The organism is Streptomyces sp. NPDC037290 (assembly GCF_055603245.1).
Genome location: NZ_JBVJVZ010000011.1, coordinates 134,852 through 160,161 on the forward strand (window position 1 = coordinate 134,852; position 25,310 = coordinate 160,161).

A 25,310-nucleotide genomic window follows, 5' to 3' on the forward strand; every position below is an offset into this window, starting at 1 on the left:
ATTCCCGGCCAAGGACACACCACCGGCACCCGGCGGACACTAGGCCGACTCGCACAGCCACGGCAGCGCTCCCCGGTCACCGGTACCGAGCCGGCTGTACGCGCTGTACAGATGGTTCCCCACCGTCCGCACGGACAACGTCAGCCGCTCGGCGATCTCCCGATTGCTCAGCCCGGCCGCCGCGAGCGTCACGATCTGCCGCTGCCGGGCCGTGAGTTCACCGAGGACCAGCCCCGCCAGCGCCGGCGTGCGCGCGCCCTGACACCGCCGCGCGAGCGCGACCGCCCGGGTCCGGGACACCCGAGCCGCACGCGGATCCCGGTGCCCCCGCACCGCCTGCGACCGCGCCTCCGCCGCGAAGAGCAGGAACCCACGGTCCTCGAGCTCCTCGGCGGCACGGTCCAGCGCGGCCCCGTCCCCGCGTGCCAGCGCCTCCGCGTGCCGTGCGAACACACTGTCCGCCGGCAGCCGCCCGGCGGCCTCCTCGGCCGCACCTAGGCGTACGGCGTCGTACCGGGCGTAGGCGTCGTCACCGCGGCTCGCCGCCGACTCGCCGTCGGCCAGCCGGAGTTCCTCCCCGCACGCCGTGTCCCCGGGTGCCCCCCGCAGCCCCTCCCGGGCCCAGGCGGCGGCGTCCCGCACCTCGCCCCGCAGCCGCGCGAAGCGGGCACGCACGGCGGCATACCCCGCCGGCACCGGGGTGCCCTCCGCCACCAGCCACTCCCCCACCGGCGTAGGCACCGGCCGGACGTCCAGTTGCCCGATCCGCCGCAGCAGCATCCGCCGTTCGGCCTCCAGGGCCGGCTCGTACGCGAAGGGCATCGCACCGGCCAGCCGACGCGCGCGCACCCGGCCGGCCATGGCGCGCAGCGCGGGTCCGTGCAGGGGGTGGCCGAGGGTGACGGCGCCCCGGTCGTCGAGATGGATCAGACCGTCCGCCTCCAGACCCTCCAGGACATCCGGGTCGAGCTCGTCCAGGGGCAGCGGCAACGGCTCGGCGAACGCCAGGCGTTCGAGCACGTCCCGTTCGCCGCGCGCGGAACGCTCCAGCACCGGGCCGAGCCTCTCCCGCAGGGCCGGCGTGAGCGGCAGCGGGCCCCGCCAGGCCCGCTCACCGGTGTCCGGGACGCCGACGAGCCCTCCGGCCGGGCCGAGCGCGGCGACCAGGTCGCGCAGCAGCCGTAGATCCCCCCGGCACATCCGGTGCAGACGGCGCACGGTGAGCGGTTCCAGTTCGGCCACGGCCGGCAGGCGGGCGGTGTCCTCACAGGGCAGCGGTGCGAGGGGCAGCCGGGGCAGCAGCTCCCCGGTCCACAGCCGGGCCACCGCGCCGGGCACGGGCACGCCGTCCACCGCGGTGACGACGAGCCGTGTGCGGCCCTGCACGGCGAGCTGGTGGACGAGCGCGGCGGAGGCCTCGTCGAGCAGATGGGCGTCGTCCACGACGAGGAGCCGCAGGCCGGACAGGATCCGCACCGCGCGGTGCGGTGCGACAGTGTCGGGCAGCAGGTGGGCGAAGGCCGCGAAGGGCAGGTCCTGGGCCTCGGGCGTGCCGGTCACCCGGGCGTGCTCCGTGCCCCGGACCGCCTCCGTGATCAGCCGGGTCTTGCCGTGGCCGGCCGGTCCCGTGACCACGATGCCGGGCCGGCCGGCGGCCGACGAGGAGCGCACCAGCTCCAGTTCGTCCTCCCGGCCGGTGAACGGCCAGGGCAGCTCCCGCATGTTCGCGTCCTGTTCGTAAGTCCTCACATCGTTCAGAGCGCGCGTACTCAGGTTTGATACAGGGAGACTTGAGTAGCCCCCGACTCAGGCGCCCGGCGCCGATGGGCGGCACGCTGGCCGCATGACCCGACGCCTCTGCTCGCTGCCGCGGCAGCCGGCCCCGTCCCACGGACCGGGGCTGACCGCCGAGCGCCTGGGTGCGCTCGCGGCCGGACGGCGGATGTGGGTCAACGGCACGGTGCTGCACTACGCGTTCTTCGACGGCCCGGACGCCTCGGTGATCCCGGTGCCGGGGACCGGGGAGCTGCGCCGGGTGCCGTGGGCCGGCGGCGAGGAACAGCGGGACGTGGTCCGTGACTGCTTCCGCGAGTGGCAGGGACTCGGTCTCGGGGTCACGTTCGCCGAGGTCGGGGACCGGGGCGAGGCGGAGCTGCGGATCGGGTTCCAGAGCGGCGGGGGTTCCTGGTCGGCGGTGGGGCGCGAGGCGCTGTCGGTCGGCCGGAGCGAGCGCACCATGAACCTGGGCTGGGACGTGACCGGGGCCGGGGAGCGCGGCACGGTGCTGCACCAGATCGGGCACGCGCTCGGCATGGTGCACGAGCACCAGAGCCCCTACGCCGGGCTGCACTGGGACGACGAGGCCGTGTACGCGGAGCTGGCCGGTCCGCCGAACTTCTGGAGCCGGGAGACGACGTACACGAACGTGCTGCGCGCCCTGGACGCCGGCGAGGCGAGCGCCTCGGTGTGGGACCCGCAGTCGGTGATGACGTTCGCGTTCGGGCCGGGGCTGGTGCTGGAGCCGGAGCAGTACCGCGGGGGGCTGGCTCCGTCCGGGGGCCCGTCCCCGGCCGACAAGGAGTTCGTGCTGCGCTGGTACCCGCCCACAGGCCCGGTGGGGCCGGCCGCGCTGGTGCCGTTCCGGTCGGTGCCGCTCGGTCTCGGGCCGGGCGAGCAGGCCGACTTCACCGTCGAGCCGCCCGAGACCCGCGACTACACCGTGGGCACCTTCGGCGACGCCGACAGCGTGCTGGTGCTCTTCGAGGAACGCGACGGGGAGCCGCGCTTCCTCGCGGGGCACGACGACGGCGGCACGCCGGACAACGCCGCCGTCAGGGTCCGGCTCGTCAAGGGCCGGCGCTATGTCGTCCGGGTCCGCCTGTACTCCACGTGGGGTGGAGGGGAGACAGCGGTCATGTGCTGGTGACGGCGCACGGTCGGCAATGACCACAGTCCGGCACCGGGGGAAGGGTCGCGGGCGTCACCCACGGGGGAGGTGACGCCCGCGGCCACGCCCGCCGCGGGATCAGCGGCCCACCGGGCGTCCGGCCGACGATCACGGCGGTCGCGGGCACGGCGGGCGGCGTCCGTCCGGCCGGTGCACGGTCGGGGCGGTCGCGAGGAACGTCACGACGCGGCCCGCTCCGGCGCGGCGGCGCCCGCGTCGGGGTGGGTGAGACCCAGGTGGTCGCGCAGCGTCGTGCCCTCGTACTCGGTGCGGAACACACCGCGCTCCTGGAGCAGGGGGACGACCTTGTCGGCGAAGGTGTCGAGCCCGCCGGGGGTGATGTGCGGGACGAGGATGAAGCCGTCGGAGGCGTCGGCCTGCACGAAGTCGTCGATGGTCTGCGCGACCGTGGCCGGGGAACCGACGAAGGTCTGCCGGTTGCCGGTGTTGATGACCAGGTCCCGGATCGACCACTTGTTGGCCTCGGCGAGCTGCCGCCATTCGCGGGCGATGGCGATCGGGTCCCGGTACATGCGCACCTGGGCGCGGCCGCGGGAGATGTGGTCCTCGCTCACCACCGGGTCGACGTCGGGCAGCGGGCCCTCCGGGTCGTACGCCGACAGGTCGCGGTTCCAGACGAACTCCAGGTGCTTGATGGCGGTCGCGCCGCTGACCTGCTGCCGGCGCACCTCGCGGGCGAGCTCGGCGGCCTCCTGGTCGGTGTCGCCGAGGACGAAGGTCGCTGCGGGCAGGATGAGCAACTGGTCGGGGCGGCGGCCGTACGTGGCGAGGCGGGACTTGACGTCCGTGTAGAAGGCCTGGCCCTCCTTCAGCGTGGAGTAGCGGCTGAAGATCGCGTCGGCGCCGGCCGCCGCGAACTCACGGCCCTCTTCGGAGTCGCCGGCCTGGAAGATCACCGGGCGGCCCTGCGGGGAGCGCGGGACGTTGAACCGTCCGTGGATGTCGAAGTGCTGCCCCTGGTGCACGAAGGCGCCGGCCCGGGCGTCCTTCAGGAAGGTGCCGGTGGTCTGGTCGGCGAGGATCTCGTCGCCGCGCCAGGAGTCGAAGAGTTCGTTCGCCGTGGCGAGGAACTCCTTGGCGCGGGAGTAGCGCTCGTCCTGCGGCAGGAAGCCGCCGCGGCGGAAGTTCTCGCCGGTGAAGGCGTCCCAGGAGGTGACGACGTTCCACGCGGAGCGGCCGTCGGAGAGGTGGTCGAGGCTCGCGAACTGGCGGGCCACCTCGTACGGCTCGTTGAACGTGGAGTTGATGGTGCCGGTCAGGCCCAGCCGGTCGGTGACGGCGGCCAGCGCGGCCAGTACGGTGAAGGTGTCGGGGCGGCCGACGACGTCCAGGTCGTAGATCCTGCCGCCCTGTTCGCGCAGCCTGAGGCCCTCGGCGAGGAACAGGAAGTCGAACTTGGCGCGCTCGGCGGTCTGCGCGAAGTGCACGAAGGAGCTGAACTCGATGTGGCTGCCGGCCTTCGGGTCGCTCCACACGGTGGTGTTGTTGACACCGGGGAAGTGCGCGGCCAGATGGATCTGCTTCAGCGGCTTGCTCATGTCGGTGCGGTCGTCCTCTCCGGTTCAGGCTGCTGCGTAGCGGTTGGCGGGGCGCGCGAGGCCCAGCAGGCCGCGCAGGGTGGAGGCCTCGTAGGCGTCCCGGAAGCGGCCCCGGCGCTGGAGTTCGGGCACCAGGTCGCGGCTGATGCGGGGCAGGTCGTGACCCGCGACGGCGGGCCGCAGCCGGAATCCGGTCAGTCCACCGGCCGCCAACTCCTCGAGCAGGTCGGCGAGTTCAGTGGAGGTGCCGGCGAAGATCCGGGCGTCGCTGGTGTACTGCTCCCCCGCGGCCTCGTCCAGCCGGGCCCGGCGGGCCTGCGCCTCGGCCCGGCTGTCGTCGAGGAGGACGACGAGGTCACCGAAGACGTGCAGGGTCTCACCGGCTCGGCCCGCCGCCTCCTGTTCGGCGCGGATCTCGGCGACGATCGCCCGGGCCTGCTCCACGTCGTGCGGGGTGACATGGCCGATGTCGGCCTGGCGGGCGACGAGACGGTACGGGACGGTCTGGTGGGCGAGGGCGGTGACCAGCGGCTGGCCCTGCGGCGGGCGGGGCGTGATCGAGGGGCCCTTGACGCTGAAGTGGCGGCCCTCGAAGTCGATGTAGTGCAGCTTGTCCCGGTCGATGAAGCGGCCCGTCGCCGCGTCCCGGATCTCGGCGTCGTCCTCCCAGCTGTCCCACAGCCGGCGCACCGCTTCGACGTAGTCGGCGGCCTCGTCGAACAGGTCGGTGATCACGTCCTGTGCGGCGGGGCTGTCGTAGGCCTCGATCCGGCCGATGGTACGGCGGCCGAAGTGGGCGGCCTCGTTCGGCCGGGCGCTGATCTGTACGCGCAGGCCCGCACGGCCGGAGCTGACGTAGTCGAGGGTGGCGATCGCCTTGGAGATGTGGAACGGCTCGGTGTGCGTGGACACCACGGTCGGCACCAGGCCTATGTGCCGGGTGAGCGGGGCGACGCGGGAGGCGACGAGGACCGCGTCGAGCCTGCCGCGTACCTGGTCGGTGCGCTCGTCGGGGTCGAGGAAGTGCGAGGACTGCGGGCCGAGGCCGTCCTCGATGGTGACGAAGTCGAGCAGGCCGCGTTCGGCCTCGGCGACGAGGTCGGCCCAGTAGGCGGCGGTGAACAGGTCACGGGGGCGGGCGACCGGCTCGCGCCAGGAGGCGGGGTGCCAGCCGGTGCCGTCCAGGGCGACGGCAAGGTGCAGGTGGGAAGCGGAAGTTGAGGACACGTCGGTGCCTTCCTTGATGTCCGTCGGGGAACACCGGCCCGCGAGGGCAGGCGTCGGCGCGTGCGAGCACGGCAGGAGGAGAGGGTGGCCTTGTGGCCGGGGAGAAGGTCAGTGGCGACAGAGCGCGGCGGACACGCGCTGGAGGTCTATGTGCGGCCGGGAGTGCAGCAGGACGGAGCGGTACGGACGCGGGACGGGCGGCGGGAGCACACGGGTCACGGCCGTCACCTCCGTCCGTCGGCTGCGGCGGGCCGTCTCGGCCGCCTGGCGGTTCTCGTCATGAGTCACAACGCGCGGCCGGCCGCGGTTGTTCCCGCTCTGCCGGTCGTTGTCGGGCTGTGTACCTGAGCGATGCGGCTGCGGCGGCGCGGGGTGAAACCGACGGACACGGAGGCGGAGTCCCTTGCTGTTCAGGGTGCCGTTCCTGCGGACGGCGGGCGGGAGTTCGGCGCTGATCGGCTTGACCTCCGAGACATTGAGCCCGGTTTGTTCGGCCGCGCCGTTGGACATCTTGCCCACGGTCACCATGCCGCGGCGCACGGACGAGGACGGGTACGGCGACCGGCGACGACTGCGGCACGAGTCACCGCACGGCAGCGCGCGGGAGCCGGGGGGCGGGCAACGGCACACCGCTCGGGCGGCGGGTCTCGGGAACGCGAGGGGCTGGAAGGAGTCGTCAGCCCCGGCAGCGGGCGCGGCCCGGTGCGGTACACAGTGCGCTGTTGACGCGGAGCAGGTCGACGGCGCGGTCGGCGACGAGGAGCCCGGCGTACGACCGTACGCGGCCCTGGGGGCGGCTCGCGGCCGTCCTGGGAACTGCGTGCATGGCGTCACCTGTCACTGTTCCGGCCCCGCGGGGCCCTCGCGCTTACCGAAAACGTCATTCCGGTCCGGTCGTCACCTGGGGCACCCCACCGCGATGCGAGGGTTGCCGGTCAGCGAGCCAGGGCTTGGTGCTGACACTCATGACCGTGCTGAGCCGCAAGTAAGGCAGCCGACCGTCCGAATGTCAACGGCCGTCCGCCTACTGGACGTCACCCGACTGCTCTCACCTGCGGGAAACATCCCCGGCATCCGCCGCGTGGCCCGCCCAGTCCAGGATCTGGACGGCGGCTCCGGCGGCCTCCAGGCCCTGGCAACGGCCGTGGTGGCGGCGGGAGATGCCGTCGAGGTCGAGGTGGCGGCCGAAGGCCGGGTGAGCGGCCAGCCGACGGGCGTAGGCCCACAGGGCACGGTGGCCGGCGATGCGGTGCACGGCGGAGGCGTCGAGGTGACAGCGGTGGACGGTGTCCAACTGCACCAGCGCCACCCACAGTTCGATGTCGGCGGCGGTGAGCCGGTCGTCGGCCAGGTACTCCTCGCCGGTCAGCCGGTTCTCCAGCCGGCCCAGGGTGTCGAGGAGCACCTCGAGGGCGGCGGCCCGTTCGGCGGGGTCGGCACCGGCCCGTCCGGCGCGCTGGGCGGCCTCCTCGATCCCTTCGGCACACATCCGCTCGACGGCATCGATCACCGACTCCAGGCCGCACGGGTACAGGCAGACCCGTTCCTCGTGCGGGAAACGGTCGAGGTCGCGCAGGATGTCGCGGGCGTGGGTGCTGACGATGCGACCGGACCAGTCGTCGCTGAGCACGGGCCCGAGGGCCGGTCCGGTGTAGTGGTGGGCGCTCGCCTCGTACAGCGGGCGCAGCGCGGAGTGGCCGCCGCCGGGACAGTCCGGGACGGCGGGCAGGAAGGTCACCGGACAGCCGTCGTCGAGGCCCAGGAGGCTGTGCCCTACGGCGAGGAGCAGTCCCGCGGGGCCGGCGGTCGACAGATGGAGCCGGTAGCGGTGCGGCACGGCGTAGTGGCCGCTGCGGGCGTCCCGGCCGAGCCGGCCCCGGAAGACGGGGGCGGCGCGGTGGACGGACGGGACGGCGGCGAGCGGAGTGATGGACATACGTCTCCCCGGGTGGTGGACATGCGGATGGGCGCGCCGGCGTGCGGCGCCGGCCGGTGGGCCAAAGGGCCCCGGCTCAGCGGTGGCGGCCGATCGCGCTGCAGACGCGCAGCAGGTCGATGTGACGGCGGGAGGTGAGCAGGGGTGCGCGCAACGGTGTCCGGCCCGCGTGGCCGGTGACCGTTTCGAGGCGCGTCATGATTCCCTACCTGTTCACTAGGATTCCCTGACTGGAGTGTCGATCCGGCTCCAGGCGACGTCAAGGGGGCGTGCACGCCCCCGGCGGCCGCAGCGGCGCGAAAGGGGCTCCCGGGCCCTCCTCAGAATCAGCAACATGTGACATAGTACTGACGTGCCGAAACGACTGACCTGCGACGTCGTGGTCGTAGGAGCCGGAATGGTGGGTGCGGCCTGCGCGCTGTACGCCGCGCGGGCGGGCCTGGACGTACGGGTGGTGGACCGGGGGCCGGTGGCCGGCGGCACCACCGGCGCGGGCGAGGGCAACCTGCTCGTCTCCGACAAGGAACCGGGCCCCGAACTCGACCTCGCCCTGCTGTCGGCCCGGTTGTGGGAACGGCTCGGCGACGAGCTGGGTACGGCGGTCGAGTACGAGCCCAAGGGCGGCCTGGTCGTCGCCTCCACGCCCGAGGCCCTCACCGCACTGCACGCGTTCGCCGACCGCCAGCGGGCCGCCGGTGTCGTGGCCGACCCGGTCCCCGCGGACCGACTCCCGTCCCTGGAACCGCACTTGGCCGGCGGCATGGCGGGCGGGGTGCACTATCCGCAGGACGCCCAGGTCATGCCCGCCCTCGCCGCCGCCCATCTGCTCCGCGCCTCCGGCGCCCGCCTGCACACGGGCTGGACCGTCACCGGGGTGCTCCGCACGGCCGACGGCGCGGTGGCCGGCGTGCGCACCGACCGGGGCGACCTGCACGCGCCGGCGGTGGTGAACGCGGCCGGCGCCTGGGCCGGCGGCCTCGCGGCGCTCGCCGGCGTCCGGCTGCCGGTGCTCCCGCGGCGCGGCTTCGTCCTGGTCACCGAGCCGCTGCCGCGCATGGTCCGGCACAAGGTGTACGCCGCGGACTACGTGGCCGACGTGGCGAGCGACTCGGCCGCGCTGCGCACCTCGCCGGTGGTGGAGGGCACGGCCGCGGGCCCGGTGCTGATCGGTGCGAGCAGGGAGCGGGTCGGATTCGACCGCTCTCTCTCGCTCGCCGCGGTACGGGCGCTCGCGGCCGGGGCGATCGGACTGTTCCCGTTCCTGCGGCGGGTGCGCGCGCTGCGGACGTACGCGGGCTTCCGGCCGTATCTGCCCGACCACCTCCCGGCGATCGGCCCCGACCCCCGGGCACCCGGCCTGTTCCACGCGTGCGGGCACGAGGGCGCCGGCATCGGACTGGCCACCGGTACCGGGCAGTTGATCGCACGGACCCTCACCGGGAAGGCACCGGAAGGGGATCTCACGCCGTTCCGTCCGGAACGGTTCGAGCGAGACGACACCGACGGAGGCGACACCCCGTGAACCCCCTGGAGCTGACCCGGGCCCGGCCGGGCGAGGCCTTCACCGTGACCTTCGACGGCCGCCCCGTCACCGCACTGCCCGGGCAGACGGTCGCGGCGGCGCTGTGGGCGGCGGGCGTGACGGCCTGGCGCAGCACCCGCGACGCCGGCCGGCCCCGCGGGGTCTTCTGCGGGATCGGGGTGTGCTTCGACTGCCTGGTGACCGTCAACGGCCGGGCGAACCAACGGGCTTGCCTGGTGCCGGTGCGTCCGGGCGACGTGATCCGCACCCAGGAGGGGACGGGACGGGAGCATGACTGAGCGGGCGCATCTCACCGTCGTGGGGGCGGGCCCGGCGGGGCTGGCCGGGGCGCTGGCGGCGGCAGCCAGGGGCGTGCGGGTCACCCTCGTCGACGCGGCCGAGCAGGCGGGCGGCCAGTTCTACCGGCAGCCCGCCCGGGCCCTCGGCGCCCGCCGCCCCGAGGCACTGCACCATCAGTGGCGCACCTGGGAACGGCTGCGGGACGGCATCGGCCGGCACATCGCGGCCGGCGCCATCACCCATCTGACGGATCATCATGTCTGGTGCATCCAAAGGGAGTCGGACTCCGTCTGGGTGCACGCCCTGCGCGGCCCCGGGCAGGAGGAGGGGGTCACCGTCCGCGCCGACGCCGTGCTCCTCGCCACCGGCGGCTACGAACGCGTCCTCCCCTTCCCCGGCTGGACGCTTCCGGGTGTCGTCACGGCGGGCGGCGCGCAGGCCATGCTCAAGGGCGGACTGGTGCTGCCCGGCCGCACGGTCGTGGTCGCCGGCACCGGACCGCTGTTGCTGCCGGTGGCGACGGGGCTCGCCGCGGCGGGGGCGCGCGTGGCCGCACTGGTCGAGTCCGCTGACCCGAGGACCGTGCTGCGCGGCAGTGCCGCCCTCGCAGCGGAGCCCGGCAAACTCGCCGAAGGCGCCTGGTACGCCGGGCGGTTGCTGCGGCACCGGGTGCGCCCGCTGCCCCGGCACACCGTGGTGGAGGCGCACGGCACCGACCGGCTGGAGGCGGTCACCGTCGCCGGACTGGAGCGGGACGGGCGGATCCGGCCCGGCAGTGAACGCCGCATCCCCTGTGACACCCTCGCCGTCGGTCACGGCATGCTGCCGCACACGGATCTGGCCGAGACCCTCGGCTGCACCCTGACCGGCACGGCCGTACGGGTCGACGACGAGCAGCGCACCGACGTGCCCCGGGTCTGGGCCGCCGGGGAGACCACCGGCATCGGCGGGGCGGCCCTCGCGCTCGCCGAGGGCCACATCGCCGGCCGCTCGATCGCCGCCCGCCTGTACGGCACCGTCCCCGAGCCGCGCTCCTGGGCGGCGGCCGCCCGGGCCAGGGCGCGGCAGCGGGCCTTCTTCGCGGCCCTCGAGACGGTGTACGCGCCGCCCGCCGGCTGGGCGGACCGCATCACGGACGACACGGTGGTGTGCCGGTGCGAGGAGGTCACCGCCGGCGAGGTCCGTACGGCCGCCGGCCCGCTCGGCGCGGGTGATCTGCGCACTGTAAAGCTGCTCACGCGAGCCGGGATGGGCTGGTGCCAGGGCCGGGTGTGCGCACCCGCCGTGGCCGGCCTGACCGGATGCCCGCTCACGCCCGGGCGCCGGCCCTTCGCCCGCCCCGTACCGCTCGGCGTCCTGGCCGACCTGCCGGACGCCTGATCACCCGCCCTCTCTCGACCCCCTGGACAGCGACCTGTTCAGGAGCCGCACCGCTCAGTAATATGTCACACGTCATTGGATTGGGGATCCCGCATGACCCACGCACCGAACCGCCCCTGGCGCGGCGTCCTCGTCGCCACCGCCCTCCCCCTGCGCGACGACCTCTCGATCGACCACGACCGCTATGCCGAGCACTGCGCCTGGCTGGTCGCGAACGGCTGCGACGGCGTCGTACCCAACGGCTCGCTCGGCGAGTACCAGGCACTCACCCCCGAGGAGCGCGCCCGCGTGGTGGAGACGGCCGTCGCGGCGATCGGCGGCCAGCGGGTGATGCCGGGCGTCGCCGCGTACGGCTCGGCCGAGGCCCGGCGCTGGGCCGAGCAGGCGGGCGAGGCCGGTTGCGCGTCGGTGATGCTGCTGCCGCCCAACGCCTACCGTGCCGACGAGCGCTCCGTCCTCGCCCACTACGCCGAGGTCGCCCGCGCGGGCCTGCCCGTGGCGGCGTACAACAACCCGGTCGACACCAAGGTCGACCTGGTGCCCGAACTCCTCGCCCGGCTGCACGGCGAGGGCCACATCCACGCCGTCAAGGAGTTCTCCGGCGACGTCCGGCGCGCCTACCGGATCACCGAACTCGCCCCGGAGCTGGACCTGTTGGCCGGTGCCGACGACGTGCTGCTGGAGCTGGCCGCGGCGGGCGCCAAGGGCTGGGTGGCCGGCTACCCGAACGCGCTCCCGCGCGCCTCGGTGGAGCTGTACCGCGCCGCGGCGGCCGGGGACCTCACGGCCGCGCTGCCCCTGTACCGGCAACTGCACCCGCTGCTGCGCTGGGACTCGCAGGTCGAGTTCGTCCAGGCGATCAAACTGTCCATGGACGTCGTCGGAAGGTACGGCGGTCCGGTGCGCCCGCCGCGCGTGCCGCTGCTGCCCGAACAGGAGGCAGCCGTCCGCGCGGCCACCGAGAAGGCCGTCGCCGCGGGCCTCGCCCAAGGAGCCTGACCATGCGCAGCAAGCTCGTCCTGCACGCCGTCGACTCGCACACCGAGGGCATGCCGACCCGCGTGATCACCGGCGGGATCGGCACCGTACCGGGTGCGACGATGAACGAACGGCGACTGTACTTCCGGGACCACCGCGACCACGTCAAGCGGTTGCTGATGAACGAGCCGCGCGGCCACTCCGCGATGAGCGGCGCGATCCTGCAGCCGCCGACCCGGCCCGACTGCGACTGGGGCGTCATCTACATCGAGGTCTCCGGCTGCCTCCCGATGTGCGGCCACGGCACCATCGGGGTCGCCACCGTGCTGGTCGAGACCGGCATGGTGGAGGTCGTGGAACCGGTGACCACCATCCGGCTCGACACCCCGGCGGGGCCGGTGGTCGCCGAGGTGGCGGTGGAGAACGGCGCGGCGCGGAACGTGACCCTGCAGAACGTGCCGTCGTTCGCCGTCGCACTGGACCACAAGATCACCCTGCCCGACGGCCGCACGGTCACCTACGACCTCGCCTACGGCGGCAACTTCTACGCGATCCTTCCGCTCGACGCCTTCGGGCTGCCCTTCGACCGCGCCCGCAAGGACGACATCCTCACGGCTGGTCTGACGCTGATGGAGGCGATCAACGCCCAGGCGGAACCGGTGCACCCCGAGGACCCCTCCATCCGCGGCTGCCACCACGTCCACCTGTACGCGCCCGGTGCCACGGCACGGCACTCACGCCATGCCATGGTCATCCACCCGGGCTGGTTCGACCGCTCCCCGTGCGGCACGGGCACGAGCGCGCGCATGGCGCAACTGCACGCGCGAGGCGAACTGCCGCTGCACACCGAGTTCGTGAACGAGTCGTTCATCGGCACCCACTTCACCGGACGCCTGCTGGACACGACGGAGGTCGCCGGCACCCCGGCGGTCCTGCCCAGCTTCACCGGCCGTGCGTGGATCACCGGAACGGCCCAGTACCTCCTCGATCCCACCGACCCCTTCCCGGAGGGCTTCGTCCTCTAGACCATCCTCTACACTCACCCCGGTGATGCGTGACATGGCACAGAACGCGCGAGGCACGGAGATGCCCGAACTCCCCAGGCTGGGCGGCCGGCGCAGCAGCTACCGCGAGCGGGTCGCCGACGCGCTGCGCGCCGCGCTGATCGCGGGCGAGCTGCGGCCGGGCGAGGTCTACTCCGCGCCCTCGCTCGCCGCCCGCTTCGGCGTCTCGGCGACCCCCGTACGGGAGGCGATGCTGGACCTGGCCAAGGAGGGCCTGGTCGACACGGTGCCGAACAAGGGCTTCCGGGTCACCGCGGTCTCCGACCGGCAACTGGACGAGTACACGCACATCCGCGCCCTCATCGAGATCCCGACCGTGGTCGAGCTGGCCCGCACCGCCGACCGCGTCTCGCTGGAGGCACTGCGCCCGGCGGCCCGCGAGATCGTCACCGCGGCGGTGGCGGGCGACCTGATCGCCTACGTGGAGGCCGACACCCGCTTCCACCTCGGCCTGCTGGCCCTCGCGGGCAACGCCCACCTGGTCGAGGTGGTGGCCGACCTGCGCGGCCGTTCCCGCCTCTACGGCCTGACGGCCCTGGTGGAGGCCGGCCGGCTGCTCGCCTCGGCCGAGGAACACCTGGAACTCCTCGACGCCCTGCTGGAGCGGGACGACAAGGCCGTACACGCGATCATGACCCGGCATCTCGGACATGTGCGCAGCCTGTGGGCGGCGGCCGGGGACTGACGGCGACCGTCCGGACAGTGCCGCACATCTCGCGGTGCCCTGGCCGCCTGACCTCACTTTTTGCATGATCAGGCAGGCGTCACAGGACAAGGAACGGCGATTTTGCGCCAGACCGGGGCGTCCCCGACCATGGCAGGCGTCCCGGCGATCCTGGGACATCTGTTCGATGAGAGGTCCACCCCATGCACGTCACCGGAACCGCCCCGCCGTCGGCTCCGGCCCCCTCGGAGGCTCACCAGGGTCCCCCCGCGGGCACCCCCGGCACCACCAGCAGGCACGCCCGCCGCTTCGGACTCCCGGTCGCGACCGCGCTGGTCATGGGCAACATCATCGGCGGCGGCATCTTCCTGCTCCCCGCCTCCATCGCCCCCTACGGCACCGTCAGCCTGGTCGCCTTCGCCGTCCTGACCGTGGGCGCGATCGCGCTGGCCCTGGTCTTCGGCCGGCTCGCCGCCCGCGACCCCCGTACCGGCGGCCCGTACGTCTACGCCCGCGAGGCCTTCGGTGACTTCGCCGGCTTCCTCGCCGCCTGGTCGTACTGGATCACCACCTGGGTGTCGAACGCGGCACTCGCCGTCGCCGCCGTCGGCTATCTGAACGTGCTGCTCCCGGTGGGCGGCCACCGCTGGAGCGCCTGCCTGGCCGCCCTGGCCCTGCAGTGGCTCCCCGCCCTCGCCAACTTCGCCGGCACCCGGTACGTGGGTGCCGTCCAGCTCGTGTCGACGGTGCTGAAGTTCGTGCCACTGCTGCTCGTCGCGGTCGGCGGCCTGTTCTTCTTCGACCCGTCCCGGCTCGGGCCGTTCAACACCAGCGGTCACGGCGCCATCGGTGCCGTCTCCGCCTCCGCCGCCCTGCTGCTCTTCTCCTACCTGGGGGTGGAGTCCGCCGCGGTGAGCGCCGGTGAGGTCCACAACGCCCGCCGCAACGTGGGGCGCGCCACCGTCATCGGCACCGCGGGCGCCGCACTGGTCTACCTGCTGGGCACACTCTCCGTCTTCGGCACGGTCGCGCACAACCGGCTGGTCACCTCCACGGCCCCCTTCTCCGACGCCGTCAACGCGATGTTCGGCGGCAGCTGGGGCGGTACGGCGGTGGCGCTGGCGGCACTGGTGTCGATGACCGGCTGTCTGAACGGCTGGACGCTGCTGAGCGCCCAGACCCCGTACGCCGCGGCGAAGGACGGCCTGTTCCCGGCCGCCTTCGGCCGCCGCCGCCGGGGCGTGCCCACGGCCGGCGTCGCCGTCACGGTCGTCCTCTCCTCGCTGCTGACCGCGTACAACTACCTGTCGGGCTCGGCGAAGGTCTTCGACGTCCTGGTCCTCGTCACCACGTTCACCGCGACCGTGCCGTACCTGCTGGCGACGGCGGCGCAGATCTTCCACCTGGTCTCCGGCAGGTCGGTGGACCGCACGCGTCTGGTGCGGGACTCGGTCATCACCGCGATCGCGGCCGCCTTCTCCCTCTGGCTGATGGCCGGCGCCGGCTACGCGGCGGTGTACCAGGGCGCGCTGTTCCTGTTCGCCGGTGTCATCGTCTACGCGGTGATGGCCGCCCGCCGGCAGCACAGGCCCACGGAGACGACCGATTCCCTGTCCCCGCCCCTCGCGCCGTAGAGCTGCGCCCGGCCGGGGAGCCGCCGGCTCGTGGAGCCCGGGCGCGGCCTTGTGCCGCACGCTTCAGTCCCACTCCCATGTGATGCCGAGGACGCCCGGCCGCAGCTGCTGCTCCACGAGGTGGACCGAGCCGTGGGCGTTCAGCGTCAGATCGGCGACCGCCTCGCGGGGCGCGGTCGCCGAGGGGCGGGCGAAGCGGCGGCAGTGGACGGGCAGGGCGGCGCGGTCGAAGCCGATCTGCAGGACGTACTGACCGCCGCCGTAGGTGAAGCCGCGCACGTACTCATGGCTGGGCGCCCCGGTTCCGTCCTCGAAGCGGTACCCCAGGACGGTGGTCTCCCCGGCACTCAACCGCCCGTCGAAGAGCAGCTCGACGACGATCACCCCCGAAGGTCCGTGGCGCCGGATCCGCCCGACCCGGCAGTTGCCGAGACCGCGTACCCGTACCCGTTCCGTGTCGCAGCCCGGGTCGCCGTGATGGATGGCGAGATAGCGGTCGACGCCGTCGCGGTGGGCCCGTACGACGTGGTGCGAGTCGCGCGCGGCGAGCTCCCGGTGGGCACCGATGTGCACGTGCTCGTAGTGGATCACGGTGTGCAGCCCGCCGTCCGCCGGTGCCGACAGACTCGCCAGCAGCGATTCGAGCGCGGCGGCGGGTTCGAGGAGGGTGCGATACGGGCGCGCGGGGGGCTGGTCGCCGGTGGCCCGGGGGCCTATCAGGCGGGTGAGGGCGTGCGGTGGAAGCTCCAGGACCTCCTCCAGTGCGGTGACGGCACGAAGCGACTCGGGCCGCTCGGGTCGCCGCACCCCGCGCTGCCAGTAGCTGAGGCTGGTCACACCGACACGTATGCCGCGCTGGGCGAGCCGGTGCTGTACGCGGTGCAGAGCCAGCCCGCGTGCGGCGAGCGCGGCCCGGAGCGCGGCGGAGAACGGGCCGGCGCGTAGGGCTTCGGCGAGTTCGGCGCTGTTTGCTGCCATGGGGCCCCCTCCCCTCCCCCCACCCCCACTGATTGTTTACTTGTGGACATTCACAATCCCGCCCTGGAACCGGACGCTGCTCCCGCCGCCACCTGCTGGTACCCGCGGTGGTGTTCACAACCGTACGGGTGGGATTCACTTCGCCGCCAGCCCTGTGGATAACTTCATTGACCGAGGCCCGACAAGAGATCGATGCTGCTGTCACAGCGTCCGGACGCGCTCCTCCACCCCCACCCTGACTGGGAGGAACGCCATGTCCACCACCACCGGGGGGCGTAGACGCCCGGCGTCAGCGAGCCTCGCGGCCGTCGCCGTCCTCACGGCCGCGCTCGTGCCGACGGCCACCGCTCACGCCGCTCTGGCCTCCGCTCCGTACGGCACTCCTCGGGCCGCCACCGCTCACTTCGCCGTTCCCGCCGCCAAGCGCCTCGACATCACCATGCAGGCGCAGCAGAACAGCAACTGGTGCTGGGCGGCGAGCGGCAACACCATCGCGTCGTGGTTCGGCCGCACCTACACCCAGAACCAGTTCTGCGAGGCCGCTTTCAACCGGCCGCAGGGCAGCACCTGCGGCAACTGGCAGGCGACGTTGGGCGACGTGCAGAACGCCCTCGACTGGATGGGCATCAACCCCGGTACGTACGTGCGGGGTTATCTGCGCTACAGCACCGTGCAGACGGAGATCAGCGCCGACCGCCCCGTCGAGACGCGCATCGAGTGGAGCTCCGGGGGCGGGCACATGCATGTGCTCTACGGCTACGACGCCTCCGGCACGCAGGTCTACTGGGGTGACCCATGGCCCTCCAACTACCGCTACAACTGGGGGGATTACGACTACTACGTGAGCAACAACTCGTTCACGTGGACCCATTCGCTCTACGGGATCGGAGCGTGACCCCATGACCCCGGTCCGCACGTCACCGAAGCACCGGTCGACGCACCGGTGCGCGTCCGTCGGTCGCAGGTCCATCCGGAAGCGCGCGGCGGCCGGGGTGCTCACCGCGACCGCTGCCCTCGGCGTACTCGTCCCCGGCACCGCGCACGCGGCGCCGGCCGGCGACTTCCCCGCGCCTTTCCCGGCGCCCTTCACCGCCGCCGACACCGCTCAGGCGCGCGGGGCGGCGTCAGCCCCGGCCACCCTCCGCACGCTCTCGCGCTTCTTCGCCCGAAACGGCGCGATCGCGCGGGGCGTGGCCCGGCCGCACCTGGTCGGGCCGTCGGTGACCGTCTACTTCCTCGACCCGGGATTCGTCGCCGGACGTCCGGGCGCCCCGGTCGCCGACCCGCAGTTCGTCGCGAGCAAGGCGGTCTCGGTGGACGGCCAGGTCGCCTCGGTGTGGACCGTGCGGACGGCGAAGGGGTGGAAGGTCGTCAACATCGCGACGGGCGGTGACGAGACCGACTACGTCGGCCAGACGCACGGCCTCGGAACCGTCTTCCAGGAACCGCAGATCGACGCCTGGTACGTGGTGCGCGACGGCCGTGTGCTGCCGCTCGACCCCGACGCACGGCGCGCTGTGGGGAAGGGTGGGGTGACCCTGACCTCCTACCAGCGCCTGGTGCGAGCGAGGTACGGCGACAAGCTCCCGGGGTCCGCATACGACCGGGCGGGCGAGGGCGGCGGTTACGGCGGTGCGGCCGCGCCCCTCGCGGTCGCCGCGCCTACGGCGACCGCGAGGGGCGCCACCGCAACCGCCGTCGCCACGGCCGTCGCCGCCTTGTTCGGCGCCTGCTTCGCCGTCCGCCGCGCGCGGCGCTCGCGGCGCGTCGGCTGAGAGCCGCTTCCCTCCCCCACGCCCCGTGCCCCAGGCCTGTCCGGTCTGGGGCACGGGGGTTGTGCAGCCGCCCCGGGTGGGGAATGTCCGCAGCCGGCGACGAACCCGCGTGTCACGTGAACGAATCGGCTCACGCCGGCGTCGGTCTACTGTGAAGACATACATGCTTGATCGTCGCCCTGTGTCAGTGGTCATCGCGGCCCTGGCCGTCCTGACGGGATGTTCCGTATCCCCTGCAGCCGGGGCGAAAACCGTCACGAGGACCGAGGCGATCACTCAACCGGTCGCGGTGAGCGGCGACGACCGCACGCTCACGGTCATGACGCAGTCGGGTGGGTGCGACGACTCTCCTCGTCTGCGGGTATCCGAGACCCTCACGGGGGTCCTCCTCACCGTGCAGGTGACCACACGGACGGGCGCGGACGTCGTCTGCCCGGCTGACGCCCGGATGGGCCCGGCCCGCGCGACCCTGCACACGGTCCTCGGGTCGAGGACCGTGACCGACGCGACGACCGGCCACCGGTTGGCGGTGCGGAGTCATACCTCGGGCTGAGGGCGCTGGTAGGTCCCGACCAGAGTGCCGGAGGCCAGTTCCCTGCCCTTCAGGGCCCGGTGCACGTCCTCGACGCCCGGGCGGTCGTGCAGTGGCAGTGGCTCGGACAGGGCGTACAGGCGGAAGAAGTACCGGTGCGGGCCGTGCCCCGGCGGCGGCATCGGCCCTCCCCAGCCCACGTGCCCGAAGCCGTTGGGCCAGGGCAGGCCGCCCCGGGGCTCCTGGCCCTCCGGCACTCCGGTCGTCCCCGGATCGACGCCGGTGACCAGCCAGTGCAGGAAGCTCGTTCCCGGTGCGTCCGGGTCCTCGCACAGGAGCACCAGCTCGGTGGCCTCGTGCGGCACCCCTGACCAGGTCAGGGGCGGTGAGATGTTCTCCCCCTCCCCGCTGTAGCGGCGGGGGATCACCGTGGTGTCGGCGAACGCGGTGCTGCTGAGTTCAATTCCGCTCATGCGCGCCGCCCTACCCGGACAACGGCGGCGCGCACACCGGTCCTTGTACCAAAGCGCCCGTTCGGCCGAGAGCACCCGGCCGCCCCCGCGGGGAGCGATGAAGATGAGGGCATGCCGACGAGGATCCTGCTCGAGGGCCGCCCCGGTGCGGGCAAGACGACCGCCCTGCGCCGGCTGGCCGCGCTGCTGCCCGCCCGCGCGGCCACCGGATTCACCACGGAGGAGGTCCGGCAGGGCGGCAGCCGGGTCGGTTTCGCCCTGGAGACCCTGTCGGGCCGGCGGGAGATGCTCGCCCATGTCGGCTTCCCTGGTCCGCCGCGGGTAGGGAGATACGGCGTCGACCTGGGCGTCATGGAACGGCTGGCGGTGCCGTCGTTACGGCCGGCCATGGCCGAGGAGGCGGCAGGGCGGCTGGTGCTCATCGACGAGTTGGGCCGGATGGAACTGGCCTGCACGGCTTTCCGGGACGCGGTCATCACGCTGTTCGCCGCGGACGTCGACGTCGTCGCCACGGTCCACGCGCACCGCGATCCGTTCACCGACGCCCTCAAACGACGCGCCGACATCGAGGTCGTCCGCCTCACCGCGGCCAACCGAGACGGCCTGCCGGGGGAGCTGGCGGCCCGGCTGCGAGGGCTCCGGACGCACGGAAGGCCGCCCTCTCGTTCCTGAGAGGACGACCTCCGACCTGCGGAAAGCAGAGTCGGGACGACAGGATTTGAACCTGCGACCCCTTGACCCCCAGTCAAGTGCGCTACCAAGCTGCGCCACGTCCCGTTGCGATCTCACCCGGGGTGCCCCGCGTGATCACGCAGGTCAACCCTACCGCACCTGGGCGGGTGCCCGTGTCGCCTCCGGGGTGGCGGGGGGCGTCAGGCGGCCGGGGTGGCGGGTCGGGACGAGGAGGGCGGCGCCGGCCGCGCCCAGGCAGAGGACGGTGAGCAGGGCCCAGCCGTGGGTGTAGCCGGAGGCGTAGGGCAGGCCGGACGGCTGGAGGCGGCCGGTGACCAGGACGCTGGTGAGCGCGGCGCCGATGGAGCCGCCGATGGTGCGGATGTTGGCGTTCATGCCGGTCGCGGCACCGGTCTGTTCGGGCGGGACGCTGCCGACGACGAGGTTGGCCATGGAGGCGAAGGCGAGGCCGATGCCCAGGCCGAACAGTCCGGCGACAACGGCTATCTGCCACTGGGCGTCGTGCCAGAGGGTGAGGAATCCGCAGGCCAGCGCGCCGAGTGCGGCACCCGTGGTGAGGAGCGCCTTGGCGCCGACGCGGGGTTCGAGGCGGCCCGAGAGGATGCCGGAGAGGAACATCGCCAGCAGCATCGGCAGCATGAGCAGGCCGGAGGCGGTGACGCCGGCGCCGAAGCCGTAGCCTGCCGCGGACGGCGTCTGGACGAAGCCCGGCAGGAAGGACCAGATCGCGTACATGCCGGCGCCGAAGAGCAGCGCGGCCGCGTTGGTGGTCCACACCGCGGGCAGCCGCATGACGCGCAGGTCGATCAGGGGGGTGCGGGAGCGGGCCTCGGTCGTGAGCCACAGGGCGAACAGGACGACGGCGGCGGCGAACAGGCCGAGCACCTTCGGCGAGCCCCAGCCCCACTGTCCGGCCTGGCTCAGCGGCAGCAGCAGGGCCACGAGCCAGGCGGAGAGCAGTCCGGCGCCGTACCAACTGACCTTTCCCTGGGCCCGTTTGGGTGATTCGGGGACGTAGGCCAGGGCGATCAGGACCGTCGCGGCGACGATCGCCACGGGGATCCAGAAGAGCCAGCGGTAGTCGAGTGCGGAGACGATCGGCCCGGCGGCCACCATGCCGACTCCGCCGCCGGCGGCGATGACGGCGGAGAGGTTGCTGATGCTGGCGCTCACCTCGGCGGGTGCGAACTCGTCGCGGATGATGCCGAAGGACAGCGGGAACAGGGCGCCGCCGACGCCCTGGACGACGCGGGCGACGATGAGGACGCCGATGTTGGGGGCGAGCGCGGCGATCAGGCAGCCGGCGAGGACGGCCGTCAGGACCGCGACGAGCGTGCGTTTTTTGCCGGCGAGGTCGCCGACGCGGCCGAGGATCGGGGTGAAGACCGAGGCGGACAGCAGGTACGCCGTCATCACCCAGGTCGCGGTGGACTGGGAGGTGTGCAGGGCGTGCTGGACGGTCGGCAGGGCCGGCGCGATCAGCGACTGCAGCATGGAGAACACGCCCGTGCCGGTCGCGAGGACCGCGAAGGTGAGGCGCGTGGACTTGCGGGGCATGAGAGAGCCTCTCCGAGGGGGAGCGCTGGGGTTGGGCGAGGGGGGCCTTGCTGCGGGGCACGTCTGCCCAGGGCGGAGCCGCCCCCGCACTGCTAAAGTGGAGGTGCGCCTCCACTCTAGCGGAGGCACCCCTCCGGTTCAACCGAAGCGGATGCGTTCCTCCGGTTCATCGATTCCCTCTGGGAGGCAGCAGTGACGGCCACGTCGTTCCCCGTCGGCGAGATCGTGGCGGCCCGCCGGCCGCACCGCAAGGACGCCGCCCGCAACTTCGACGCCCTGCTCGCCGCCGCCCGCGAGGCGTTCGCGGAGCACGGATCGGACGCCTCCCTGGAGGACGTCGCCCGCCGCGCGGGCGTCGGCATCGGCACCCTGTACCGGAACTTCCCCACCCGCCGGGACCTGTTCGAGAGCGTCTACGCCGACGAGGTCGACGCCCTGTGCCGGGCCGCCGAGGAGGTCAGCGAGCTCGAGCCGTGGGAGGCGCTGACGGCCTGGCTGGACCGGTTCGCCGGGTACATGGTCACCAAGCGCGCGGTGCGCGAGGCGCTGAACGACGAGTCGGAGATCTTCCAGACCTGCCGTGACTCGATGTACGCCGCCGGGGGCCCGCTGCTGGAGCGCGCCCAGCGGGCGGGCGTGGCCCGGGCGGACATGGACTTCACCGACCTGCTGCGGATGGTCGCCGGGATCACGGCCACGGCGTTCGACGACGACGCCCAGCGCGACCGGGTCCTCGCGATCGCGCTGGACGGCGTCCGCACCGGCCGCTGACTCCGCCGTCGGCAGGGGCCGTCTACTTGATCAGCGCGTTCGCCACCACCACGAACACCCCGAGCAGCGCGTCCCCCGCCCCGATGAGCACGGCCATCGGCCACCGCCGCGCCGACCAGCGGGCGGTGAGGACTCCCAGCACGAACAGGATCACGATGTTCAGGACGAAGGCCGCGTACTCGACGCCCTTCGCGGGAAACCAGCCGAGCCGCGCCCCCGCGAGCAGGAGGACCGTGGGCAGCACGGCCATGACCAGCGGCCACTCGTCCCGCATCGCACGCAGCACGTCCCACCGGCGGTGCGGGGCGCGTTCGGCGATGTAGTGGGCGTAGCCGTGGGCCAGGGCGGAGGCGAGCGCGGTCACCAGCAGCCAGGCGGCGTCGTAGCCACGGACCTTGGCGGACGTGTGCCCGTACTGGGTGAGGGCCGCCACCATCGAGCTGGCGAGGACGGAGCCGTACACGCCCCCGAACAGGACGGCCTCGCGGGTGCCGTGGTGCCGGGGCGGTACCGTGCCGACCGCCGTGGAGTCAGCCATGTCCCCCACGATCACCCGTGCCGCGCCCGGCCGCCAGTCCACGCGGACCGACGAAGTGTCCCTTGACCAGCCCCGTTGTCCCACACACTGTCGGCCGCGCGGCGCGCGGGGCACTGGTTAGGGTCGCCGCATGACACACAGCTTCGCGCTTCACATCCCCGACGCCGACCTCGAACCCGAGCCCCTCGCCCCGGAACAGATCGTCTCCGGGAACCCGGAGGTCACCGGGAAGGTGGTCTGGGAGTCGCCGGACGGCCGGCAGATTCGCGGCGTCTGGCAGATCACGCCGGGCGTGGTCACCGACACGGAGGCGGACGAGCTGTTCGTGGTGATCAGCGGTTCGGCGACGATCGAGGTCGCGGACGGGCCGACGCTGCGGGTGGGGCCGGGCGACATGGCGGTGCTGCGCGCGGGCGACCGTACGACGTGGACGGTGCACGAGACGCTGCGCAAGGCGTACGCGATCAACCTGTGAGGTCGTCGCCGGGGGGCGCCGTCGTCCCCCGGATCTCCAGCGTCGGCACGGCGAGGTGGACGCGCCCCTCGCCGTCCGGCCGCTCGAACCGGTCGAGCAGACAGCGTGCGGCGCGCCGGCCGATCTCGTAGGGGGCGGTGTCGACCGTGGTCAGCCAGACGTGCCGGAGCCGGGAGATGCTGGTGTTGTCGTAGCCGGCCACGGAGAGGTCGCGCGGCACCCTCAGGCCCAGCTCCTCGGCCGCCGAGAGGGCGCCCACCGAGGCCATGTCGTTGACGGCGAACAGCGCCGTCGGCCGCTCGGTGCGGCTGAGCAGGCGTACGGTCCCCCGGTAGCCGCCCTCCTCGGTCAGGTCGCCCGGCTCGACGACCGGGTGGGCGCCGTGGGCGCGCATCGCCGTCTCGTAGCCCCGCCGGCGCAGTGCGCCGACGGCGCCGTGCCCCGCGAGGTGGGCGATCCGCCGGTGACCGAGTCCGAGCAGGTGCTCGGTGGCGAGCCGGGCCCCGTGCTCGTCGTCCCCGGCGACGACGTCCACGCCCTGGGGCCGGGGCTCGCGGGCGCCCGCCACGACCACGGGCATGCGCCGGGCGAGCGCGCCGAGACCGCCCGTCTCGGGGACCGTGCCGACGATCACCAGTCCGTCGACGCCGAGGTCCAGGAACGGTTCCGCGAGGTCGTGTCCCATCCGCCGGTTCAGCCGGGCGTCGGCGAGCAGCATGTGCAGACCGGCGGCGTGCAGAGGTGAGTTGAGGCCGTCGAGGAGGTCGACGAACCAGGGGTTGCGCAGGTCGTCCAGGAGGACGCCGATCGTGCGGGTGCGCTGTTCGCTCAGGCTGCGGGCGGCCGCGTTGGGCCGGTAGCCCAGCTCGCGGACGGCGCGCAGCACGGTCTCCCGCTTCTCGGGGCTGACCGGTCCCGAGCCGCGCAGCACCAGCGAGACCAGCGACTTGGACACTCCGGCCCGTTCGGCCACGTCGCGGATCGTCGGCGGTCTCATGGTGTGGACCGTTCCATGTGGCGTGCCGCTCTGTCAAAGGGTTGACACCCTGGCCATGTCCGCACAAAGGTGTCCTGGACAGGGCATGGACCGGTCCAAACGGCTGTGGTGAAGGGCGTGAAGGGGCTGTCATGGTGGAGGAACTGGGTGTCGCCGTCGTCGGGTTCGGCTGGATGGGCCGGGTGCACACCCAGGCGTACGCCCGTCTCCCGCACCACTATCCGCAGCTTCCCCTGCGCCCTCGGCTGATCGCGGTCGCCGAGGAGGTGCCGGGGCGGGCCGAGGAGGCCGCGGAGCAGTTCGGCTTCGCCGCCGCGACCCGCGACTGGCGTCAGGTGGCCGCCGACCCACGGGTGCGGGCCGTCAGCATCACCGCCCCGAACTTCCTGCACCGGGAGATCGGCGTGGCGATGGCCGACGCGGGCAAGCACATCTGGATCGAGAAGCCGGTCGGGCTCACCGCCGAGGACGCCCGCGCGGTCGCCGACGCGGTCGCCGCGGCCGGTGTGCAGGGCGCGGTCGGCTTCAACTACCGCAACGCGCCCGCCGTCGAGGCCGCCCGCGACCTGATCACCTCCGGTGGGATCGGGACGGTGACCCACGTCCGCATCCGGCTGTTCAGCGACTACGCGGCCCATCCGGACGGCGCCCTGACCTGGCGGTACGAGCGGGCGCGAGGCGGCAGCGGGGTGCTCGGCGACCTGGCCTCGCACGGCGCCGACCTGGCCCGCTTCCTGCTCGGCGACATCACCTCGCTCACCGCCGACACCGCGATCTTCCTCCCGCAGCGCGCCCGCCCGTCCGGCGCCACCGCGGGCCACGCCCTCGCCTCCGGCGGCGAGCCCGGCCCGGTCGAGAACGAGGACTACGTGAGCTGCCTGCTGCGGTTCGCCTCCGGCGCGCGCGGGGTCCTGGAGGCGTGCCGGGTCTCGGTCGGCGAGCAGAACAACTACGGCTTCGAGGTGCACGGCACGAGGGGTGCCGTCTTCTGGGACTTCCGGCGGATGAACGAGCTGGCGGTGAGCCGGGGCACGGCCTACCAGGACCAGCCGGTGAGCACGGTGTACGTGGGGCCGGGTGCCGGTGAGTTCGCCGCGTTTCAGCCGGGGGCGGCCAACGCGATGGGGTACGACGACCTGAAGGTGATCGAGGCGTACCGGTTCCTACGGTCCGTCGCCGACGGCACGCCGTACGGCGCCACCGTGGCCGATGCGGTGCGGAGCGCTGCCGCGCTGGACGCGATGACGCGATCCGCCCGGGAGGGCTCCTGGGTGGACGTCGAGGCCGGCTGAGCGCGCTGCCGGAAGCGA

At 73.2% G+C, this 25,310-nt stretch carries 27 protein-coding genes, 1 tRNA gene and 1 riboswitch; of the genes, 15 read left to right on the forward strand and 13 right to left on the reverse strand.

Annotated features, from left to right (window positions below; all coding sequences use genetic code 11):
• Positions 1-39: 39 nt before the first annotated feature.
• Positions 40-1,749, reverse strand: a complete 1,710-nt coding sequence (locus ACZ7HQ_RS31700; protein WP_470997297.1) for a LuxR family transcriptional regulator AbsR2 — start codon at positions 1,747-1,749, stop codon at positions 40-42.
• Positions 1,750-1,843: 94 nt separating this feature from the next.
• Here ACZ7HQ_RS31700 and absR1 point away from each other — a divergent pair, with 94 nt between their 5' ends.
• On the forward strand, positions 1,844-2,926 hold the full coding sequence (gene absR1 / locus ACZ7HQ_RS31705) for a beta-glucuronidase AbsR1 (protein WP_470997302.1): 1,083 nt from the start codon (positions 1,844-1,846) through the stop codon (positions 2,924-2,926).
• Positions 2,927-3,126: 200 nt separating this feature from the next.
• Here absR1 and ACZ7HQ_RS31710 read toward each other — a convergent pair whose 3' ends face one another.
• From ACZ7HQ_RS31710 to ACZ7HQ_RS31735, 6 genes are all read right to left on the reverse strand, one after another.
• Complete coding sequence (locus ACZ7HQ_RS31710; protein WP_470997306.1) at positions 3,127-4,506, reverse strand: NtaA/DmoA family FMN-dependent monooxygenase; 1,380 nt, start codon at positions 4,504-4,506, stop codon at positions 3,127-3,129.
• 24 nt (positions 4,507-4,530) lie between these two features.
• Positions 4,531-5,733, reverse strand: a complete 1,203-nt coding sequence (locus ACZ7HQ_RS31715) for an LLM class flavin-dependent oxidoreductase (protein WP_470997309.1) — start codon at positions 5,731-5,733, stop codon at positions 4,531-4,533.
• 108 nt (positions 5,734-5,841) lie between these two features.
• Entirely contained in the window at positions 5,842-6,243 is a 402-nt protein-coding gene (locus tag ACZ7HQ_RS31720; RefSeq protein ID WP_470997312.1) for a putative leader peptide, read from the reverse strand.
• A gap of 166 nt (positions 6,244-6,409) precedes the next feature.
• Positions 6,410-6,559, reverse strand: coding sequence for a hypothetical protein (locus ACZ7HQ_RS31725; protein WP_470997315.1), 150 nt, complete (start codon positions 6,557-6,559; stop codon positions 6,410-6,412).
• Positions 6,560-6,592: 33 nt separating this feature from the next.
• Positions 6,593-6,704, reverse strand: a riboswitch (SAM riboswitch).
• Between the two features lie 77 nt (positions 6,705-6,781).
• The gene (locus tag ACZ7HQ_RS31730; RefSeq protein WP_470997318.1) at positions 6,782-7,669 is read right to left on the reverse strand and encodes a glutathione S-transferase C-terminal domain-containing protein; all 888 of its coding nucleotides are present in this window, start codon (positions 7,667-7,669) and stop codon (positions 6,782-6,784) included.
• A gap of 76 nt (positions 7,670-7,745) precedes the next feature.
• Positions 7,746-7,868: a putative leader peptide gene (locus ACZ7HQ_RS31735; protein ID WP_470997322.1), complete on the reverse strand. Its 123-nt coding sequence runs from the start codon at positions 7,866-7,868 to the stop codon at positions 7,746-7,748.
• Positions 7,869-8,021: 153 nt separating this feature from the next.
• On the opposite strand from ACZ7HQ_RS31735, the gene ACZ7HQ_RS31740 reads away from it, so the two are divergent.
• The 7 genes from ACZ7HQ_RS31740 to ACZ7HQ_RS31770 all read left to right on the forward strand — a co-directional run bounded on the left by ACZ7HQ_RS31740 (position 8,022) and on the right by ACZ7HQ_RS31770 (position 15,211).
• Positions 8,022-9,191: an NAD(P)/FAD-dependent oxidoreductase gene (locus ACZ7HQ_RS31740; RefSeq protein WP_470997324.1), complete on the forward strand. Its 1,170-nt coding sequence runs from the start codon at positions 8,022-8,024 to the stop codon at positions 9,189-9,191.
• The gene (locus ACZ7HQ_RS31745; RefSeq protein WP_470997326.1) at positions 9,188-9,490 is read left to right on the forward strand and encodes a (2Fe-2S)-binding protein; all 303 of its coding nucleotides are present in this window, start codon (positions 9,188-9,190) and stop codon (positions 9,488-9,490) included. The genes ACZ7HQ_RS31740 and ACZ7HQ_RS31745 overlap by 4 nt, the downstream gene beginning before the upstream one ends.
• A complete protein-coding gene (locus tag ACZ7HQ_RS31750; protein ID WP_470997329.1) occupies positions 9,483-10,871 on the forward strand; it encodes an FAD/NAD(P)-dependent oxidoreductase in 1,389 nt (462 codons plus the stop codon). Before ACZ7HQ_RS31745 ends, ACZ7HQ_RS31750 begins: the two co-directional genes overlap by 8 nt.
• Positions 10,872-10,964: 93 nt before the next feature.
• A complete protein-coding gene (locus tag ACZ7HQ_RS31755; protein WP_470997332.1) occupies positions 10,965-11,870 on the forward strand; it encodes a dihydrodipicolinate synthase family protein in 906 nt (301 codons plus the stop codon).
• Positions 11,871-11,872: 2 nt separating this feature from the next.
• Positions 11,873-12,874, forward strand: a complete 1,002-nt coding sequence (locus ACZ7HQ_RS31760; protein ID WP_470997334.1) for a proline racemase family protein — start codon at positions 11,873-11,875, stop codon at positions 12,872-12,874.
• A gap of 25 nt (positions 12,875-12,899) precedes the next feature.
• Complete coding sequence (locus ACZ7HQ_RS31765; RefSeq protein ID WP_470997337.1) at positions 12,900-13,598, forward strand: GntR family transcriptional regulator; 699 nt, start codon at positions 12,900-12,902, stop codon at positions 13,596-13,598.
• A gap of 182 nt (positions 13,599-13,780) precedes the next feature.
• The gene (locus tag ACZ7HQ_RS31770; RefSeq protein ID WP_470997340.1) at positions 13,781-15,211 is read left to right on the forward strand and encodes an amino acid permease; all 1,431 of its coding nucleotides are present in this window, start codon (positions 13,781-13,783) and stop codon (positions 15,209-15,211) included.
• A gap of 63 nt (positions 15,212-15,274) precedes the next feature.
• On the opposite strand, the gene ACZ7HQ_RS31775 is transcribed toward ACZ7HQ_RS31770, so the two are convergent.
• Positions 15,275-16,189 carry a hypothetical protein gene (locus tag ACZ7HQ_RS31775; protein WP_470997344.1) on the reverse strand — a complete coding sequence of 305 codons (915 nt, stop codon included), beginning with the start codon at positions 16,187-16,189 and terminating at the stop codon, positions 15,275-15,277.
• Between the two features lie 253 nt (positions 16,190-16,442).
• On the opposite strand from ACZ7HQ_RS31775, the gene ACZ7HQ_RS31780 reads away from it, so the two are divergent.
• The 3 genes from ACZ7HQ_RS31780 to ACZ7HQ_RS31790 all read left to right on the forward strand — a co-directional run bounded on the left by ACZ7HQ_RS31780 (position 16,443) and on the right by ACZ7HQ_RS31790 (position 18,517).
• Positions 16,443-17,084 (forward strand): papain-like cysteine protease family protein, encoded by a 642-nt coding sequence (locus tag ACZ7HQ_RS31780; protein ID WP_470997347.1) that lies wholly within the window; start codon positions 16,443-16,445, stop codon positions 17,082-17,084.
• Positions 17,085-17,088: 4 nt separating this feature from the next.
• Positions 17,089-17,964, forward strand: coding sequence for a hypothetical protein (locus tag ACZ7HQ_RS31785; RefSeq protein ID WP_470997350.1), 876 nt, complete (start codon positions 17,089-17,091; stop codon positions 17,962-17,964).
• Positions 17,965-18,283: 319 nt separating this feature from the next.
• Positions 18,284-18,517 carry a hypothetical protein gene (locus tag ACZ7HQ_RS31790; RefSeq protein ID WP_470997353.1) on the forward strand — a complete coding sequence of 78 codons (234 nt, stop codon included), beginning with the start codon at positions 18,284-18,286 and terminating at the stop codon, positions 18,515-18,517.
• On the opposite strand, the gene ACZ7HQ_RS31795 is transcribed toward ACZ7HQ_RS31790, so the two are convergent.
• Positions 18,502-18,969, reverse strand: coding sequence for a YbhB/YbcL family Raf kinase inhibitor-like protein (locus ACZ7HQ_RS31795; RefSeq protein WP_470997355.1), 468 nt, complete (start codon positions 18,967-18,969; stop codon positions 18,502-18,504). The two genes, ACZ7HQ_RS31790 and ACZ7HQ_RS31795, sit on opposite strands and share 16 nt — an antisense overlap.
• Positions 18,970-19,080: 111 nt before the next feature.
• On the opposite strand from ACZ7HQ_RS31795, the gene ACZ7HQ_RS31800 reads away from it, so the two are divergent.
• Entirely contained in the window at positions 19,081-19,641 is a 561-nt protein-coding gene (locus tag ACZ7HQ_RS31800; protein ID WP_470997358.1) for a nucleoside-triphosphatase, read from the forward strand.
• A 31-nt stretch (positions 19,642-19,672) separates the two neighbouring features.
• Here ACZ7HQ_RS31800 and ACZ7HQ_RS31805 read toward each other — a convergent pair.
• A tRNA-Pro gene (locus ACZ7HQ_RS31805) sits at positions 19,673-19,746 on the reverse strand.
• Between the two features lie 45 nt (positions 19,747-19,791).
• On the reverse strand, positions 19,792-21,219 hold the full coding sequence (locus ACZ7HQ_RS31810; protein ID WP_470997361.1) for an MFS transporter: 1,428 nt from the start codon (positions 21,217-21,219) through the stop codon (positions 19,792-19,794).
• A gap of 192 nt (positions 21,220-21,411) precedes the next feature.
• Between ACZ7HQ_RS31810 and ACZ7HQ_RS31815 the strand changes: the two genes are divergently transcribed.
• The gene (locus ACZ7HQ_RS31815; RefSeq protein ID WP_470997364.1) at positions 21,412-21,990 is read left to right on the forward strand and encodes a TetR/AcrR family transcriptional regulator; all 579 of its coding nucleotides are present in this window, start codon (positions 21,412-21,414) and stop codon (positions 21,988-21,990) included.
• A 22-nt stretch (positions 21,991-22,012) separates the two neighbouring features.
• On the opposite strand, the gene ACZ7HQ_RS31820 is transcribed toward ACZ7HQ_RS31815, so the two are convergent.
• Positions 22,013-22,528 (reverse strand): hypothetical protein, encoded by a 516-nt coding sequence (locus ACZ7HQ_RS31820; protein WP_470997366.1) that lies wholly within the window; start codon positions 22,526-22,528, stop codon positions 22,013-22,015.
• Between the two features lie 130 nt (positions 22,529-22,658).
• Between ACZ7HQ_RS31820 and ACZ7HQ_RS31825 the strand changes: the two genes are divergently transcribed.
• Positions 22,659-23,003, forward strand: coding sequence for a cupin domain-containing protein (locus ACZ7HQ_RS31825; RefSeq protein ID WP_470997369.1), 345 nt, complete (start codon positions 22,659-22,661; stop codon positions 23,001-23,003).
• Here the strand turns inward: ACZ7HQ_RS31825 and ACZ7HQ_RS31830 are convergent.
• Positions 22,993-24,000, reverse strand: a complete 1,008-nt coding sequence (locus ACZ7HQ_RS31830) for a LacI family DNA-binding transcriptional regulator (protein WP_470997371.1) — start codon at positions 23,998-24,000, stop codon at positions 22,993-22,995. The two genes, ACZ7HQ_RS31825 and ACZ7HQ_RS31830, sit on opposite strands and share 11 nt — an antisense overlap.
• Before the next feature lie 131 nt (positions 24,001-24,131).
• On the opposite strand from ACZ7HQ_RS31830, the gene ACZ7HQ_RS31835 reads away from it, so the two are divergent.
• A complete protein-coding gene (locus tag ACZ7HQ_RS31835; protein ID WP_470997374.1) occupies positions 24,132-25,292 on the forward strand; it encodes a Gfo/Idh/MocA family protein in 1,161 nt (386 codons plus the stop codon).
• The last annotated feature ends 18 nt before the right edge of the window (positions 25,293-25,310 follow it).